At 39.2% G+C, this 17,294-nt stretch carries 16 protein-coding genes; 9 read left to right on the top strand and 7 right to left on the bottom strand.

All coding sequences use genetic code 11. The features are described 5' to 3' along the window. Nucleotides 1-131 precede the first annotated feature (131 nt). Nucleotides 132-1,466 carry a bifunctional diguanylate cyclase/phosphodiesterase gene (locus MTP24_RS05245; protein WP_243533104.1) on the bottom strand — a complete coding sequence of 445 codons (1,335 nt, stop codon included), beginning with the start codon at nt 1,464-1,466 and terminating at the stop codon, nt 132-134. 427 nt (nt 1,467-1,893) lie between these two features. After that, entirely contained in the window at nt 1,894-3,075 is a 1,182-nt protein-coding gene (locus MTP24_RS05240; protein ID WP_243533102.1) for an FAD-dependent monooxygenase, read from the bottom strand. A gap of 244 nt (nt 3,076-3,319) precedes the next feature. On the opposite strand from MTP24_RS05240, the gene miaB reads away from it, so the two are divergent. The 8 genes from miaB (at nt 3,320) to MTP24_RS05200 (ending at nt 10,950) form a co-directional block, all read left to right on the top strand. Beyond that, complete coding sequence (miaB, locus tag MTP24_RS05235; RefSeq protein WP_010556002.1) at nt 3,320-4,768, top strand: tRNA (N6-isopentenyl adenosine(37)-C2)-methylthiotransferase MiaB; 1,449 nt, start codon at nt 3,320-3,322, stop codon at nt 4,766-4,768. Between the two features lie 51 nt (nt 4,769-4,819). Then, nucleotides 4,820-5,878 (top strand): PhoH family protein, encoded by a 1,059-nt coding sequence (locus tag MTP24_RS05230; protein ID WP_006793414.1) that lies wholly within the window; start codon nt 4,820-4,822, stop codon nt 5,876-5,878. A gap of 4 nt (nt 5,879-5,882) precedes the next feature. After that, nucleotides 5,883-6,341, top strand: a complete 459-nt coding sequence (gene ybeY, locus MTP24_RS05225; RefSeq protein WP_243533099.1) for an rRNA maturation RNase YbeY — start codon at nt 5,883-5,885, stop codon at nt 6,339-6,341. Between the two features lie 22 nt (nt 6,342-6,363). Further along, nucleotides 6,364-7,248, top strand: coding sequence for a CNNM family magnesium/cobalt transport protein CorC (gene corC, locus MTP24_RS05220; protein ID WP_006793412.1), 885 nt, complete (start codon nt 6,364-6,366; stop codon nt 7,246-7,248). Continuing rightward, a complete protein-coding gene (gene lnt, locus MTP24_RS05215; RefSeq protein WP_243533097.1) occupies nt 7,229-8,779 on the top strand; it encodes an apolipoprotein N-acyltransferase in 1,551 nt (516 codons plus the stop codon). The genes corC and lnt overlap by 20 nt, the downstream gene beginning before the upstream one ends. 156 nt (nt 8,780-8,935) lie before the next feature. Beyond that, nucleotides 8,936-9,520: a MalM family protein gene (locus MTP24_RS05210; RefSeq protein ID WP_039036654.1), complete on the top strand. Its 585-nt coding sequence runs from the start codon at nt 8,936-8,938 to the stop codon at nt 9,518-9,520. 15 nt (nt 9,521-9,535) lie between these two features. Beyond that, nucleotides 9,536-10,279, top strand: a complete 744-nt coding sequence (locus MTP24_RS05205; protein WP_235420593.1) for a hypothetical protein — start codon at nt 9,536-9,538, stop codon at nt 10,277-10,279. Next, entirely contained in the window at nt 10,276-10,950 is a 675-nt protein-coding gene (locus MTP24_RS05200) for a hypothetical protein (RefSeq protein ID WP_006793408.1), read from the top strand. Before MTP24_RS05205 ends, MTP24_RS05200 begins: the two co-directional genes overlap by 4 nt. A gap of 62 nt (nt 10,951-11,012) precedes the next feature. Here MTP24_RS05200 and MTP24_RS05195 read toward each other — a convergent pair whose 3' ends face one another. Then, nucleotides 11,013-11,885: an alpha/beta hydrolase-fold protein gene (locus MTP24_RS05195; protein WP_243533094.1), complete on the bottom strand. Its 873-nt coding sequence runs from the start codon at nt 11,883-11,885 to the stop codon at nt 11,013-11,015. Between the two features lie 28 nt (nt 11,886-11,913). Then, nucleotides 11,914-12,927 (bottom strand): RDD family protein, encoded by a 1,014-nt coding sequence (locus tag MTP24_RS05190; protein ID WP_243533092.1) that lies wholly within the window; start codon nt 12,925-12,927, stop codon nt 11,914-11,916. 325 nt (nt 12,928-13,252) lie between these two features. Here MTP24_RS05190 and MTP24_RS05185 point away from each other — a divergent pair, with 325 nt between their 5' ends. Beyond that, nucleotides 13,253-13,777: a CIA30 family protein gene (locus MTP24_RS05185; protein WP_243533090.1), complete on the top strand. Its 525-nt coding sequence runs from the start codon at nt 13,253-13,255 to the stop codon at nt 13,775-13,777. A 49-nt stretch (nt 13,778-13,826) separates the two neighbouring features. Here MTP24_RS05185 and MTP24_RS05180 read toward each other — a convergent pair whose 3' ends face one another. The 3 genes from MTP24_RS05180 to MTP24_RS05170 all read right to left on the bottom strand — a co-directional run bounded on the left by MTP24_RS05180 (nt 13,827) and on the right by MTP24_RS05170 (nt 17,280). Next, nucleotides 13,827-14,303: an FKBP-type peptidyl-prolyl cis-trans isomerase gene (locus tag MTP24_RS05180; RefSeq protein WP_243533088.1), complete on the bottom strand. Its 477-nt coding sequence runs from the start codon at nt 14,301-14,303 to the stop codon at nt 13,827-13,829. 2 nt (nt 14,304-14,305) lie between these two features. Then, nucleotides 14,306-16,744: an ATP-binding protein gene (locus MTP24_RS05175; RefSeq protein ID WP_243533086.1), complete on the bottom strand. Its 2,439-nt coding sequence runs from the start codon at nt 16,742-16,744 to the stop codon at nt 14,306-14,308. A 77-nt stretch (nt 16,745-16,821) separates the two neighbouring features. Next, a complete protein-coding gene (locus tag MTP24_RS05170; RefSeq protein WP_243533084.1) occupies nt 16,822-17,280 on the bottom strand; it encodes a zinc ribbon-containing protein in 459 nt (152 codons plus the stop codon). Nucleotides 17,281-17,294: the final 14 nt, after the last annotated feature.

Below are 17,294 nucleotides of genomic sequence, written 5' to 3'. Positions count from 1 at the left end.
TTAATTCTGTAAATAAAAACACTGCTGATTCATAGTGAAAATTGAGTTACTTAGTCGTTTTATTAAAAATCTCAATACTACTAACATCAAGTTTAGTCTCATAAATTTTATGGCGCATTGCTATAACTACATTACGCTTTAGCGTCTTTGTTTAAGTATTTCTCTATAAAGCGCTCTAAAGGTAGTGGCTTGCTAAAATAATAGCCTTGAAGAAATTCACAATTCATTGATTTAAGTGCTTCTTGTAACTCTTTCGTTTCTATACCTTCTGCAACCACATTACAATTGAGCCTATGTGCTAAAAATAACGTCGATTCTACAATTGCATAATCAGCTATTTTAGTAAGCATATTATTAATGAAAGACCGATCTATTTTAATTTGATTTATAGGTAGCTCTCGCAGTAAAGATAAGGAAGAAAACCCGGTACCAAAGTCATCTTCACTAAATTCAAATCCACGACTGTTAAGTTTATACATCATTGCTCGAGCAGCCTCCAAGTCAGTCATCATTGCACCTTCTGTAATTTCAAAAACAATGTAGTTACTTAACGTAGGGTCCTCTTTAAGAAGCTCTTCTATAAACTCCACAAAACTCTCACTTTCAAGATCTCGTGTTGATAAATTTACGTGCATGGTGCCAGTAAAACCTAACGATTTTAGACGCTGTAAATTTTTTATTGTTTCAATTACAACCCATTGAGTGATACTAAGAATCATCCCCGTACGCTCAGCCACTTTGATAAATTGATCAGGAGTAATAAACGAACCGTCCTTCTGCGGCCACCTAATTAATACTTCTGCGCCATGTATTTCGTCAAAACGAGTGCAAAATATTGGCTGAAAATAAAGCTCAAATTCATGGTTTATAAGGGCGTTTTTTATTTTTATAGTCATATCAAGAAAGTTATCAGCCCTTTCACTCAACCCTTCAAAATAATTAACAAATAACTGCTGTGTGCTTTTAGCTTCAAGTAAAGCTAAATCTGCATTTTTAAATAGCTCATTGGCATAAAACGCATCTTGAGGATATGAGCTAACGCCGACTTTTAGCTTTAACCATACTTTTTGCGCACTAATGAAAAAAGGCTCTTCAACAGAGCCCTTTATAACTTCAATACAATCATAAATATCTTGCTCATTTGCTGAATCTAAAATTAACGCAAATTCATCACCGCCAATTCGGTGCAGTTCACCTATTTTTAATAAATTTAGATTTAACGTTTTGGAGAATATGCACAACAATTCATCTCCTAAGCTATTACCGTAGAGCTCATTTACACGTTTAAAATTACTTAAATCAAATAAAAATAAACTAAATGGTTGCTCATTATTAATATGCTGAATCAATAGATTAAAAAAACACTTGCGATTAGGGAGGCTTGTTAAGCTGTCATGCTCTGCTAGGAATCGTTGATGATTTTCAGACTTTTCTATTTCTAAAATACTTTTTAAGCTGAGGCGCATTATTAGAAATACAAAAATACCCCCTCCTAATAAAATGAGTGAGATACTAATTAAGACCAAGTTATCTAAAGTGTTATTTGCAAAATAATGTAATATCCAACAATACCCAAAAATAAATAAGACAACTAAAGCAAGAAGTAAACTCCATGCCATATTTTTAGTCTTTTTGCATATTGTTATTATTGGCTGAATGCTAAAACCTAAAAGCAAAATACCTAATAAGATTACAATTAATAAACTTTCCATAGGCCCTCAAACTAAAGACTTCTTATTGCTTGAGTATGGCAAATATACGTAAAAGGGAAATAAAATTAGGATTAAGAGCTTTAAAATAACTTTTAAGCTCTCATTTTAAGGGCTGAATAGTCAAAGGATTACAAATTGGTTTAATGAGTAAAATGCATATCTTAAATGTAGACGCATATTCTTAGCTAAATTCACCGCTAATTGCGTACTTTAATACCCAGTTTTTTACCACCCCAGTATTGTTAGCCATTTTTAAAAATTGGCTACGCGCCCATTTTAGTGGCGCTATTTGGTTTGAAAAACCAAAATAGCAGGCATCCATCATACTCATCATTAATAAGTTAGCTTTTCGGCGGGCGCGTTCGTACTCTTGCAGCTTTAACGCGCATCCGACGTCGGTTGCATCATTTAATATAGTGGCTAAGGCGACCACGTCCTGGAAACCCAAGTTAACGCCCTGCCCAGCCAATGGATTAATAGTGTGCGCAGCATCGCCTACTAACACCAAACGACCATAAGAATAATTATTAGCATGTTGACGAGTAATTGGAAACACAGCATGACTTTGCACTTCAAAATCACCTACAAGGCCAGGGAACTTAGCCAAAATATGACTTTTTAATTGTGCTCCATCTAATCCTTTAAATGTGTTTAATGTGTTGGCATCGTCATACCAAATTAAATTAGCGTAAGGTGCTTGCATAGGTAAAAAAGCCAATGGGCCTGATGGCGTAAATTGCTGCCATGTCTTTATTTGTTGAGGTGCGTCCAATTTAATAAGTACGCCCATACATTGCTGCTGGTACTGCCAACCGGTTACACCAATATTTGCTTTAGTTCGTAATTGTGATTGTCCGCCATCGGCTGCAACCACTAAGCTTGCGGTATAACGTTGCTCGCCATATACCAAGGTAATCGAATCGGCATTTTGTTCAATTTTACTAACAACCTGTTTTTGCTCGATGACTTCAATATCGTATTGCTCAAACTGCATCCATAAACTGGCTTGTATTAAACTGTTTTCGATTAAGTGGCCCAAATGCGTGGTATTAATGTCGGCGCAATCAAATAACAATTTATCGTCGCCGCGTTCAAAAGCTTCTAACTGTTGGTATGGCGCAATCCGGCCTTTTCTTAAAATGGGCATAGCCCCTAAACCATCGAGTAACTTTTCAGAAAAACGATTAATAGCTGATACTCTTATATCAACGTTGTCATTACTCAAAACATGAAGCGGATCGATTAGGTGTTTTTCGATAATGCGCACTGACTTTCCCTGTTGTGCTAACTTTATTGCCATTGCCGCACCAACCATGCCGCCGCCAACCACTATCACATTATTTTGAGTCATGTTTTTCATCATTTTGTTAATACGTTAATCTATTTTAATTGTACCGTAACTCGCCGCTATAGTGCGAGAGTATATAACTATCAAGCTATTAAACTCGTCTGAGTTTGATTTGAGATCACAAACATGAAAACTATACTTGGATCTGGGCGGGTATCCAGCTAAAATACGCGTCCTTTAAGTGAGCAAGCTTGCTCCTTAATTCTGTTTCAAGCACATATTTGTGCCATTATCGAATTGAACACGAGGCTAAATTTCAATGAGCAAAAAGCTGCATATCAAAACCTGGGGTTGTCAGATGAACGAATACGACTCTCAGAAAATGGCTGAACTTTTAGATGCCACCAATGGCTACCAGCTAACTGAAGATGCAACAGATGCCGACGTAATCTTACTTAACACCTGTTCAATTCGTGAAAAAGCACAAGAAAAAGTATTTCACCAATTAGGCCGTTGGAAGTTGTTAAAAGACGACAAGCCAGAGCTAATTATTGGTGTAGGCGGTTGTGTTGCCTCTCAAGAAGGTGATTCTATTCGCCAGCGAGCTCCATTTGTAGATGTTATTTTTGGCCCACAAACACTGCACCGTTTACCTGAAATGATTAAGCAAGTGCAAGGGAATAAAGGTTCGTCAGTTGTTGATATTTCGTTCCCAGAAATTGAAAAGTTTGACCGCCTACCCGAGCCAAAAGCCGAGGGCCCTTCTGCGTTTGTATCAATAATGGAAGGGTGTTCTAAGTATTGTACCTTTTGTGTTGTACCTTATACTCGTGGCGAAGAAGTTAGCCGCCCAGTTGATGACGTGCTCCTTGAAGTGGCGCAACTTGCAGAGCAAGGCGTGCGTGAAGTAAATCTATTGGGGCAAAATGTAAACGCATACCGTGGTGATACTCACGATGGCGACATTTGCTACTTCTCAGATTTAATTCGATTAATTGCTGCAATTGATGGTATTGACCGTATTCGTTATACCACATCGCATCCAGTAGAATTTACACCAGATATTATTGATGCATATGCTGACGTACCAGAGCTTGTAGATCACTTACACTTACCGGTACAAAGTGGCTCTGACCGTATACTAAACCTAATGAAACGCGGCCATACAGCACTTGAATACAAATCAACAATTAGAAAGCTGCGTAAAATTCGCCCTAACTTAAGCATGTCTTCAGATTTCATCATCGGTTTCCCAGGTGAGAGTAAAGCTGATTTTGAAGCCACTATGAACCTTATCAACGATATTGGGTTTGATATGAGCTTTAGCTTTATTTATAGCGCACGCCCTGGTACCCCTGCGGCGGATTTACCAGACGACGTAACTGAGCAAGAGAAAAAAGAACGCTTATACCTGTTACAGAACCGTATTACACAAATGGCACAGCACATTAGCCGCCAAATGTTCGATACAGAACAGCGTATTTTGGTTGAAGGTCCATCGAAAAAGAATCCAATGGAATTACGCGGTCGTACCGAAAATAACCGTGTTGTTAACTTTGTTGGTCCACATTCGGTGATCGGCCAGTTCGTTGACGTACGTATTACTGAAGCGCTGCCTAACTCTTTACGTGGTGACTTAATTCGTACAGAATCAGAAATGAACTTACGACGCGATATCGCTCCATCAGCTATTTTAACCAAAGCAGCAAGCAGTGAGCCAAAACCAGAGACTGTTAACGAAATTGGCGTAGCTACTTTCGTTCCTTAGTCAATATACCTAGCGCCAGTAAATACTGGCGCCGTTCTATAGGAAGCAATTTTGAGTAATCAGTTAAAAACATTAGAGATTTATTTAGAACCTGCCGATAACAAACGCCTATCTTCTTTATGTGGCCCGTTTGACGAAAACATCAAACAAATTGAACGCCGCCTAGCTGTTGAAATTATTCACCGTGACAACTTTTTTAAAGTAACGGGAAAACTACTCAATAGTGCCTCTGCGGTCGAAATTTTAAAAAATCTATATGTTGATACTCAACCTGTGCGCGGTGTTATTGGTGAAATAGAACCCGATAATGTTCACTTGGCAATTACAGAATCTAAAGCCCTAGAGCAAGATGCTTCAAGCAGTGCATACGGCAAAGAAATGGTTATAAAAACGCGCCGTGGTGTTATTAAGCCCCGAAACGACAACCAAGGCCTTTACGTTGCCAATATATTAAATCACGACATTACTTTTGGTATAGGCCCTGCTGGTACAGGTAAAACCTACCTAGCAGTAGCTGCCGCAGTAGATGCCCTTGAACGACAAGAAATCCGTCGTATTTTGTTAACGCGCCCCGCTGTAGAAGCTGGTGAAAAGCTCGGGTTTTTACCTGGTGATTTAAGCCAAAAAATTGACCCATATCTGCGCCCGCTTTACGATGCGCTATTCGAAATGCTCGGTTTTGAAAAAGTCGAAAAGCTAATAGAAAAAAACATCATTGAAGTTGCGCCCCTTGCCTATATGCGTGGTCGTACATTAAACGATGCGTTTATTATTTTAGATGAAAGTCAAAATACCACAGCAGAACAAATGAAAATGTTTTTAACCCGTATAGGGTTTAATTCAAAAGCGGTGATCACTGGTGATATAACCCAAGTTGATTTACCGCGCGGCACACGCTCTGGCCTACGCCATGCTATTGAAGTGCTCGATAGCGTAGATGAAATTAGTTTTAACTACTTCAAAGCACACGATGTAGTGCGCCACCCTGTTGTTGCGCGCATTGTTGAAGCATACGAGCGTAACGATGAGAGCGAGCGCTTGAAGCGAATTGAAAAGCAAAAAGCAAAAGACGAGCTAGCTGCTCAACTTAACTCTACTACTAAAGAGTAATACTTTGACAACCGAACTTGATTTACAAATAGCCTGTGAGTTTGACAACCTCCCTAGTGAAGCCCAATTTGCATTATGGGCTGATAAAGCATTAAGCCAATATCGTGATGAGTCAGAACTCACCATAGTGATTAGCGACGAAGCGCAATCACAACAGCTTAATAACGACTACCGGGGTAAAAACAAACCCACTAACGTATTGTCGTTTGAATTTGAAGCGCCACCAGGAATAGAGCTTCCCCTTGTTGGTGACTTAGTTATTTGCCCAGCCATTGTATTGGCTGAAGCATTGGAGCAAGAGAAGTCATTTCATGACCACTTTGCCCACATGGTCATTCATGGGTGCTTGCATTTACTTGGATTTGACCATATAAAGAGTGAAGACGCTTTGCAAATGGAAAGCATAGAAAAGCAATTACTTGCAGAGCTAAATATAGCAGACCCATACCGGGACGAAATTTAAATTAACGGAGCAATTAGACGCAATGAGCGACGGTAACTCGCAATCTAGCCAGGGTTCTTCTGGCAAAACGTGGTTGGGTAGAATAACCCAAATGCTGCAAGGGGAACCCCAGAATAGAGAAGAGCTGGTCGAAGTGATTGCCGATGCGCAAGAACGAGACGTAATCGATCCAGAAACAAAAGAAATGATTGAAGGTGTGCTTAGTGTATCTGAGCTTAAAGTGCGAGACATAATGATCCCGCGCTCACAAATGGTCACTCTTGAGATCGACAGCCCGCTTGAAGAGCTAATACCCATGATGGTTGACTCAACTCACTCACGCTTCCCAGTGGTGATTGAAGACAAAGATCACGTGGAAGGTTTTTTACTTGCTAAAGATTTGCTCCCGCTTATCTTAAATAAAGACGAGCATTTACCTTCAATACGCGATTACTTACGCCCTGCCATGGTCGTACCTGAGAGCAAACGTGTTGACACTCTGCTTAATGAATTTCGTCAGCAACGCTATCATATGGCTGTCGTTATTGATGAATACGGCGGTGTATCGGGACTCGTTACAATTGAAGATATTCTTGAAACCATTGTTGGGGAAATAGAAGACGAGCACGACGAAGAAGAAGAACAACAAGACATTCGTCAACTTGCAAAACACGTTCATGTTGTTCAGGCCTTAACGCCAGTAGATGACTTTAACGAGCACTTCAGTACAGGGTATAGCACAGAAGAAGCCGACACTATTGGTGGCACCGTTTTACATGCATTTGGCCATATGCCTAGCCGTGGTGAAACAATAGACATAGATGGTTACCAATTTAAAGTAACCAATGCCGACAATCGTCGTATCTTGCAACTGCAAGTCACCGTTCCTAAGGCTGATGACACCGACAGTGAAGAAACTGCTAACTAGACTGACCCTATTAGCAAAAGATATAAAATCATGGCTCGCATTTATTGCGGGCCTTATTTTAACTTTTAGCTACTCCCCTTTTGAAATTTGGCCAATTGCATTTATTAGTATTGCAGCTGTCATTTTTTGTATTAATCCAAACAATACCGGAAAAGCCCATGCGAAGAATGCCGCTAAATATGGTTTTATATTTGGTTTAGGCTGGTTTGGTGCAGGTATTAGTTGGGTACATGTGTCTATAGCTACCTTTGGCGGTATGCCGCTTGTAGCCTCTTTTTCGTTAATGGCACTATTGTGCGGCTACTTAGCGCTTTATCCCGCCTTAGCGTTCTACTTAACAACTCGTTTTGCCACCAGCAAAAATAGCTTTGGTTTGCTGCTTATTAGCTTTTTTGCTCTTAGTGAATATTTACGGGGGGTGGTCCTTACCGGGTTTCCGTGGTTAAGTTTTGGGTATACCCAAACCGATGGACCATTAAATATACTGGCCCCTTACATTGGTGAATTTGGATTGACTTTAGTATGTATTGCCATTGGCTTTGCACTGTACCGGATAACACAAAAAGACATAAAGACCCCGCTGGTTACGCTCACTGTATTTACTGTTTTGTGTATTGGTTCGCGTGCAACAAACACCGTTGAGTACTCAGGTAAATCAATGTCGACTTTACTAGTACAAGGCAATATAAAGCAGCACCTTCGCTTTGAGCCTAGCGAGTTTTGGACCACCATGAGCAAATACCAAGATATGACTCGCCCACATTGGGATGCTGATTTAATTGTTTGGCCTGAAGCCGCAGTTCCTGAAATAGAAGCCCTTGCCGACAGCTACTTAGCTGGGCTAGATAGCGCAGCCTCATTTAATGAAACCGCCCTTATTACGGGCATTGTTGACTACCAAATCGATACTAAAACCATATTTAATACACTTATAGTGTTGGGTAACAAAGAGCGCGGCGATGAGCACGGCCATTATGAATACCTCAGTAAAAATCGCTATCAAAAACACCAGTTACTGCCGATTGGAGAATTTGTACCGTTTCAAGATATTCTGCGCCCAATCGCGCCTTTGTTTGATTTACCTATGTCGTCGTTTACGCGTGGCGACAGAATACAAAACAACTTGCGCGCCAATGGCTTTAATCTGCTCCCTGCTATTTGTTTCGAAATAGTATTTGCCGATTTAGTACGTGGCAATTATAAAACTAACTCAGATATATTATTTACTGTCAGTAACGACGCGTGGTTTGGTCAATCAATTGGGCCATTGCAACACATGCAAATTGCCCGCATGCGTGCCCTTGAGTTACAACGCCCGCTGGTACGTGTTACCAACAACGGTGTAAGCGCCGTATACGACCCGCTAAGCAATACACAACAAACCATGCCACAGTTTGAAGCCGCTGTATTAAAAGCCGATGTAAAATTGATACAAGGTAATAGTGTGTATAGCCAATATGGCAATGTGTTTGTATGGGGAATTGTGACGTTATTGGGGATTGGTGGGACTCTAATGCGATTTAAAAACTAAAAGTACTCAATATTTATGGGTCAAATTAGAGAATAAACTTGTGTGAACAATTCATATTTAATTTTATTTACATTGAGTTACATATTATAAATTTATGTGTTTTAGTCTTATTTCATATTAGTTACTATCAATATACTAATAATAATTAAAATATTTATGAAAAAAGTAATAAGCATAGCAACCTTAGTCATATTATTGTTTGGCTGCGCTAATTCAGCTAAAAGTGACCTATCAAGGCTAAAAAGTAATCCCGCCTGCTGTACCAACTTAAGCGACATTGCATTTGCAACACAGCAAATAAACAAGCTGACCTCTTTTGATTTGAAAAACCAGCCTATTAGAATTTTTAATGAAGCCAAAAGCCCATTCATTGCAATTGAAAAACCAAATAATAGTCGCTTCGCTCAAGTTTTTAGTTACGCCAATGGCGCATTTGTTCAAACAGCAACGCTTGTTTACCCTGAGTTAATACTGTTAGATAAATCAAAGCAGGTTATAAAACACCTTAAACCTTATGAGGCGTGGGAAAATGGTTTACCAACAACATTAGATTTAGCTGGTAACCTATATTACAAAACTCAATTTACTCTACCAGAGGAAGCCAAATACTTAATTTTTTATACTGATAGCAGTTTGAATAATAAAAAAACAACAATCAATTGGCGCTCACAAGTTGGTGGAAGTGAATATAGGCAACTTACCCTTACATCGTTCGCTAAAATTGGTATCAAATTACTTTAATTTTCAGGAGTTTTTATGAGATATATTTTTACCATTATTATCCTTGTCATATTAAGTGGATGTAAATCCTCACCCAACTACATGAATACGGGACAACTAAAAGCAAATTATCAGGTACTTGGATTTGGCGGTTTTTATGTTGAAGAAGATCTCACTTATTTTGAAAAACAATTAAAAAACCATTATAAAGCGCCAATAAAAAAAGCACTTGAAGCGCGTGGTTTTAAAGTAGTAGACGCCAGCGAAGTTTATACGGTATTTAATCAATTATTAGATAACGCTGAGAACTTATACGACCCGCTTACAGGACAAGCAAATGAAAACCTACGTAATGAACTCTGGAAAGAAGCGCTTGCCACTACAAAAACAAACCTCGGTGTAAATGCTTTTGTGTTTGCAGGTGTTGATACTGTACGCGCACATTTTACAAACAGTATTTTATTAGGCCACGTAGCCAAGTGGTATGGCCAAGAAGAGTCTTACCTTGAAGGTGGTGCCGATGGGGGTGATATATTCGTATCGTTATTTCAAAACGAACAAGGTTATGTGCCAGGAAGCAGAGTGTATATCAGAATTAGAGATGAGAAAGACACACTCTTAACTATGGGCTCTGGGGGTATTGAGTTAGTGGCACAATTTAACAGTGATGAAGAAATTATTGTGAAAGATGCCGATAAATTATTTAAAGACCCTGCAAAATTGGATAGTGCATTACAGTTCGCATTAAAAACAATCGACACTTGGAAGACGAAAAAATGATTAAACACATGGTTGTCATCATCGTTTTACTCAATTTAGTCGGTTGCAAACTATTTCAATACAATAGCGACCCTAAAGTGATAGCGAATGGAATTACAATCGCTAAACCGGCAACACATAGTAACCTAGCCTATATATGGTTACCAACAGCCAATACCGGTAACAAAGCACTCTATAGAGAAGCATTTGATAATAACGTAATTAACTTTTCAAAAAAATATAACTTAACTAACCTAAACCCTAAAGTTCAACCCATGTTTGATAACTTTATTATTGAACAAGGCGGTGCTTTTAACACAAAAACAGGCAAACTCGAATCAGAACGAGTGCAAGCAGCTATACAATTTACGTTTAACAGCATTAAGCAAACGTATCCAAATATTGGCAATTTGCTGGTTATCCACCCAAAAGAAAATTCAATTAAAATAGTAGATGGCACTGCAACTTGGAATGGTGTTGAGCAGCACGTATTGACAAGATCAAGAGACTCAGTCGAATTCAGGCCTGCAATTAGTATCGCCTTACAATATTATAATGACGTTGAAAAAAATAATTTTCATGAGGTTGGCCTAGATCTACATGCCCCTGACTTAACTGATAACGATAAATATGAGCAAATACTTAAGCATATTTTAACTCCTATTGTCTTGTTAAATACAAAAGTAAAATAGTCTTCGATCGCCCAATAATTAACTAAAACTTTAGCTAGTTATTGGGCTTTAATTTATAGTTTTTATCGATTCTCAATTACAACTGATTGTTGAAGTAATTTTCTCAATCCATAATACCAGCTAAGTGCAGCAACGGTACCGTGTGTTTCGTTTTCAAAGTAACGCTGTTTCACTGTTAATTTTTTACTTGGGTGATTCCTTAATTTATCTGCAAACGCTAATCCCCACTGATAATTTGTTTTACCTATATCACCAAATGCTGTGGCGTTATTCGCAAAGGTAAAATACACATTCCCTGCCATCTCTTTATTTTCAAGTTGATTATTTTTAAAGTAACGGTTTAAATAATTATTATCCCAAATGTAGGTAGCATCAATTATTAAGTAATCTGTAAATAATGTGTGATTAGTCAACAGTACGTAACTTGCAAACAAGCCACCAAAAGACTCACCAATTAATACCCGTTTAGTTGATGTGCGGTAATTTTGATTAATCAGTGGAATAAGTTCTTTTTCAAAAAATGCACTGTAGTTTGCGGCATTGCCGATATTTTCAAACCTTTCTAATAATTTTCCGTTAAACGTCCAGTCAATATTGGTTGGGGTAAAGTCGCGCTCTCTTATTGCGTTTTGGCTGTTAGGAATAGCTACAATAATTGCTTGCTGTATTTGCTGCTCTAAACGCTCTGTACTTAGCGCTTCCACCAACCCTGCAACTGCTTTTAAATGTGTGCTATCACCATCAAGTAAGTAAACTACAGGGTATGTTTTATCAGTATTTTGGCTATAACTAGGTGGTAAGTAAACGCTATAAAATCGCCTCTCTTTTAAAATTCGAGACTCAATATGGTTATTCTTTGCTAACACAAATGACTCGGAAGCACTTGCACTGATTGCAAAAAATAAAGTGATAATCGTCAACATTAAAAACTTCACTAGCGTACCTATTACCTATAACTATTAATTATTTAGCTTTTACGGTTTCTTCTATTGTTTCTATATTCACAATTTGCTTCACGCTACCTTGTATAACCACAGTCGCTGATATTTTATCTTGAATGGCTTGCCTGTTTGGGTCCCAATATACTTGTAAAAAGCCTAGCAACCCAGTGGCAAAACCCGCGCCATAACCACCGTAGCGGCCAAAGCAATCAAGCAAACCAAGTGGTTCGCCATTTAAGGCAACAACACGTATATTACACACCTTCTTACCGGGAGTTTGGCCACGCCAAAGTAATGAAAATAGCGTAAAGTAAACAGCAGCCCACCCAAAACCTAAGCCTAAGTCTTGAATAATACCTTTGCCCCACTGCAAAATACTGTTTGTAGTTGTTTGCGCAGGTTTTTCTTCTATTAACTGTGCAGACTTTATTTCGTTATTTTCACTGAGCACTAATAATTGTAAAAGCGCTCTAGCAAGTTGTGGGCTTTGAAGGTCGTCCATTTCTGCTAACTTGGGTACTTGCCTTATTAAATTATCAAGCGCATTTTGTTGGCAAGATTGCTCACACCTTTCGTCTTCTACTTTAATTAAATAGGCATTTACTCGGTGTTTTTCTGACTCAGTAAGCTGTATTTCGTCTTCTATTTTTACACCTTGAATAACTGAGCCGATTTCACTGTTATCGTCTTCTAAGTAGTCTATGCCAATTGAAAGCACAGCAAGAGCGCTTACAAATAAAATACTCGCTGCCATTATTTTTAATATTCTTCGCCATACACTGGACATTTTAGGAAGGTATTGCTGCGCAGTGCCTTTATAAAAAGCCATAGCAGCAACAAACGCAATTAAGGTGGCGCTAAGCTTTGCAGCTACAAATATTAGGGCAACATCTATTACTATTGCTAAAGCTCGTTTAAGAGGTGTTGCTAGAGGTATGCCTAACAGAGCGTTATCAATCTTAAATGCATAAGGGGTAATGACTTCTCTAGTTTCGGTTTTAGATAATTCTAATTGTTCTACTTCTTTTGCTTTCATTTTAATTCTTGTTATTAAAATAGGTAACGCGTTTAACTTACGCGCTTTTTATTTTTTGCTCAAGCTAATTCAAACAAGCGCTATTTACTGTTTGTTGCCTTCAAGGTGAAGGTTAAAGGGTGAGCGGGACGCAGAAGCTTTACTCGATTTTTATTTAGTCCACTAGGTTACAAACTTTGCGCAGCGACTAAATAACCCTAGATTCCACATATTTTATCCTTAAAAGCCAGCAAGCCCTGCGCGTTATTAATAAATTAGTTTAGGTTAAGTGAACAATTTATATGTGTGAGCGTATTAGTTAATCAAAGCCTTTAGGAGCAACCCAATGACCACTAAACAATTAGCCTCTCTTTTTATATTTAATACTTTGCTGCTAAGCGCAGAGGTTAACGCCAATCAGCGTTGGTACGTTGTAAACGATTCGGTCATGGGGGGCGTGTCTAATAGCCAAGTAAGCCATACAAAAGAGGCATTGGTATTTGAAGGTAATGTATCGCTTAAAAATAACGGAGGGTTTGCTTCTATCCGCACTGAGCTCAACACACAGGGTCAAAACGCAAATACTATTCATTTACGTGTTAAAGGTGACGGTCAAACGTATCAACTAAGGCTGCGTACATCTAACTACCTTGATGGACCTGCGTATACATACTCATTTAAAACAATAGAAAATGAATGGACTAACATTAATTTTACCGCAAGCGATTTTACGCTTACTTTTCGTGGTCGTACGCTAATGCAGCAACCGGTGATTGATTTTAGTGATATTAGACAACTTGGTTTTATGATTGCAGGAAAACAGGCGGGAAAATTTAAGCTTGAAATAGCACACATTGAATTTGCAGGTTAGTACGTTATGCTCACTTTTAATCGGTTAAAAGTGAGCAAACACAGTAACTTTACGACTCTATTGCAAGCAATTCTACTTCAAAAATAAGCAGTGATGCCGGTGGAATGCTCCCTACCCGCTTTTCGCCATAAGCCAATTGGTGCGGTATATAAAACTGAAATTTGTCTCCCGGGCTCATTAACTGTAACCCCTCGGTCCACCCTTTAATAACTTGGTGTAAACCAAAGCTGATAGGTGACTTGCGCTCTACTGAGCTATCAAACACAGTTCCATCGATGAGTGTACCGTGGTAATGCACATTGACCATACTTGTTGGGCTAGGTGTGTTGCTGTTTTCTCCTTTGTGCATTACTTTATATTGCAGGCCAGATGCAGTTTCTAATACACCATCTACTTTAGCGTTAGCCACTAAATAGTCGCTTTCAATTTGCGCATTAGAAATCGCCTGTTGCTTGGCCTTTTTACTATTTTTAAATATTAAAACACACAAAATAGCGATCACAACCGCCAAAATAATATTGATCATAATTAGTTTTTCTCGTCTTCTAGTTTTTCGTTTTCTAGCTCGTCATCCGCATCGTCGTCGTTATCGCCATTAACAATATCAGCAATCTCTTTTAAACGCGCAAGTGCGATGCCGTTTACTGAACTTTCAGGGTATACATCGTCGATGAGTTCGCCCGCTTCAATATCCATCAGTAAATTTAGCGCCTGATCGACCGTCTCTACTGCGTAAATATTAAATTTACCTTGCTCTACTGCATTGAGTATTTCGTCGTCTAAAACCAAATTAACTTGGTTTGACTTAGGAATAATGACGCCTTGCTCACCCGTTAAGCCGCGCATTTTACACAGCTTAAAAAAGCCTTCTATTTTTTCGTTTACACCACCAATGGCTTGTACATCACCATGTTGGTTTATAGAGCCGGTAAGCGCAATTGATTGGCTTATTGGTAAGCTTGTAATAGCCGAAATTAACGCGCAAAGCTCTGCCAACGAGGCGCTATCGCCGTCTATGTAGCCATAGCTTTGTTCTATTGCAATGTTTGCACTGAGCGTAAGGCTAAATTGCTGAGCATATTTATTACCTAAATAACCAGTAAGTAACATCACGCCTTTAGAGTGAATAGCTTTACCCAGTTCTGCTTCGCGCTCTACGTCTATTACGCCATCAGCGCCGGCGTATACCGTGGCAGTAATTCGCGCCGGTGTACCAAACGACGTATCACCAATGTGCAGTACCGTTAAGCCATTTACTTTACCAATGGCTTGTCCGGTTGTAGCAATTAACGTATGGCCTTCTTTGATATCACTAAGCATATTTTCACTAATTTGACCGGTGCGGTATTGCTTACCCTCAATGGCTTCATCAATATGATGCGCATCAATAACCGTTAGCTTATCTTGTTTTGCGTAATAACTTGCCTCAGCCACCAGCTCTAACACATCAGCAAAACGCGCTGACAGCTTATTATGATGCTCAGCTTGGCGATAACTAAATTTAAGCAATCTCACCATAGCGGCTTGCGTTGTAGTGCACTTAAGCGTTTTTTCGCAGTACTCTGTCACTTTAGTAATAAACTGATACTGTAACTTATCACTGCTTGGTAAGTAGTAATCAAAATCAGCTAGAACTCTGAATAGCTCTGCGAATTCTTCATCGTATTCACCTATGGTGTAATACAAATCGCGCGAGCCTAATAAAATAATTTTTACATCAAGTGGGATCAATTGCGGGCGAAGCGTAAAGCTCGTGCCTACTGTACTATCTTGATATGGTAAGTCATTTTTAATTTGGTGCATTTTCAGCGATAACTTTAGCCCATCCCACACCTGTGGGTTAGCCATTACTTTTTCAGCATCCATTATCAAATAACCGCCATTTGCACGGTGTAATGCACCGGGCTGAATTGAGCGGTAGCTGGTGATTAGTGTACCTTGTGAAGTGGCATACTCTATTTTGCCAAATAAATTACCAAAGGTAGGGTTAGGCTCGTACACCACAGGAGCTGCATCGTCTTCTTTAAACTCGACTAAAATATTGGGTGCAAAAAAGTCAGTGAGCATGCCTTTACGATCAAAGTCTTCTTTATTTTCTTCGTTTTCGTCTTCATCGTCTAGCCATTCAAGTACAGCATCTATAATTTCTACACGTATGTCTTTTAAATAGCGAAGCACGCCAATATGTGTGGCGTATTTATGTTCTAAATCTTTTAACAGTGGTTTAGTTGCTTGCTCAGCGGTTGACTTTTTAAGGTTGCGGAGTTTTTCTTTTGATTCACGTTTCCAACGCGGCAACTCTATCAGAGCTTCAATTAACGCATCTTCTAGTTTTTCTATTTTCTCAAAAAACGCTTCGCGAAGTTCATCTTCAAGTTCTGCAAACTCGCTATCACTCAACTGCTTGCCATCTATAAGTGGTGCAAAGCCCACTGAGCTTTTTTCTTCAACAAGTGCAACGCTTTGCTCAAGCGCAGCCACTTCAACGGCGGTAATTGCGCTGTCGTAAGCATCATTAAATTCACGATCAATTGATTTTTTCTTTCGCTGATAAGCAGGGTTATCAAATGCGGCTGGAAACGTGTCGAGCACTTCGTCTAAAAAAGAGTCTATGTCGTCACTCAATTGCTTACTTTGTCCTGCCTGCATAAACAATGCTATTGGCTCGCGATGGTCGTCGTAGTTATTAACATACAACCATTCGTTTGGGGTTACTCGGCCTTTGGCATGTTGTTTTAGTTTGTCCTTTACGAGTGTGTAACGCCCATGTGCGGCTTCGCCCATAACGTAAACGTTATAACCAGGTAATTCCATCCCCAGCGAAAAGTCCAGCGCACTTTGTGCACGTTGTTGCCCAATAAAATTGAGTTGCTCTGGGTAGGGATTATTCATGCACGTCAGTACGTGATTAGCAGAAATACTAGGTGCAAGCGTTGATACAGGTAGTGGCAGCAGTTTTTTCGTCATTCTAACTTCTTTATATACCAGCATAATCGCTGGCTTTTGGGCGTATTAAGTGGCCAGCAGCCACTTAATACATATGCTTAAGGGTGCAGTGCCTTACGACTAAAATAGATTCCATCACACTCAATACACGGTAAAATTTGTGTGGCGTGATAAACATCGTAACTATGAGTGCAATTCTTACATACTAATGTGCCCATGGCTATCCATTCACCTGCGTGATACACCCCATTATGTTTAAAATCTTGGTTTAAGGATTGCCATTCAAGCTGAGTTTTGTCTTCTATATGTGAAAGTTCAAACCATAAAGACTCTTTAAGCTCTTGCCATGCAAGCGAATTATAGTGGGAATCGTTCTCGCTAAGGTGCTCTACGTCACGTTTTAAGTAGTTACGGTAGAGCTGATACTTTTCCTCACCTAAATTTTTAAGTGCTTGCTCTGATTCAACAAAACGAGTTACCGCATCTTTTACCTCATGATCTTTGATGTCTTTTAGCCACGCGCTTAAATCACTAAGCCATGCTTTATAATCTGCCATTATGTACTCCTTCA

The sequence above is a fragment of the Pseudoalteromonas sp. APM04 genome (assembly GCF_022809815.1).
Taxonomy (GTDB): domain Bacteria; phylum Pseudomonadota; class Gammaproteobacteria; order Enterobacterales; family Alteromonadaceae; genus Pseudoalteromonas; species Pseudoalteromonas marina.
The sequence above is the reverse complement of the archived record's forward strand: the minus strand, read 5'-3'. Positions and strand labels throughout refer to the sequence as shown.

Bases quoted from the DNA above. Each gene is read 5' to 3' on its own strand.
- MTP24_RS05170 (WP_243533084.1), bottom strand. From the start codon at position 17,280: ATGGCAGATTATAAAGCATGGCTTAGTGATTTAAGCGCGTGGCTAAAA.
- MTP24_RS05205 (WP_235420593.1), top strand. From the start codon at position 9,536: ATGAGATATATTTTTACCATTATTATCCTTGTCATATTAAGTGGATGT.
- MTP24_RS05200 (WP_006793408.1), top strand. From the start codon at position 10,276: ATGATTAAACACATGGTTGTCATCATCGTTTTACTCAATTTAGTCGGT.
- MTP24_RS05180 (WP_243533088.1), bottom strand. From the start codon at position 14,303: ATGATCAATATTATTTTGGCGGTTGTGATCGCTATTTTGTGTGTTTTA.
- MTP24_RS05240 (WP_243533102.1), bottom strand. From the start codon at position 3,075: ATGATGAAAAACATGACTCAAAATAATGTGATAGTGGTTGGCGGCGGC.
- corC (WP_006793412.1), top strand. From the start codon at position 6,364: ATGAGCGACGGTAACTCGCAATCTAGCCAGGGTTCTTCTGGCAAAACG.
- MTP24_RS05210 (WP_039036654.1), top strand. From the start codon at position 8,936: ATGAAAAAAGTAATAAGCATAGCAACCTTAGTCATATTATTGTTTGGC.
- MTP24_RS05185 (WP_243533090.1), top strand. From the start codon at position 13,253: ATGACCACTAAACAATTAGCCTCTCTTTTTATATTTAATACTTTGCTG.
- MTP24_RS05190 (WP_243533092.1), bottom strand. From the start codon at position 12,927: ATGAAAGCAAAAGAAGTAGAACAATTAGAATTATCTAAAACCGAAACT.
- MTP24_RS05175 (WP_243533086.1), bottom strand. From the start codon at position 16,744: ATGACGAAAAAACTGCTGCCACTACCTGTATCAACGCTTGCACCTAGT.
- miaB (WP_010556002.1), top strand. From the start codon at position 3,320: ATGAGCAAAAAGCTGCATATCAAAACCTGGGGTTGTCAGATGAACGAA.
- MTP24_RS05245 (WP_243533104.1), bottom strand. From the start codon at position 1,466: ATGCGCCTCAGCTTAAAAAGTATTTTAGAAATAGAAAAGTCTGAAAAT.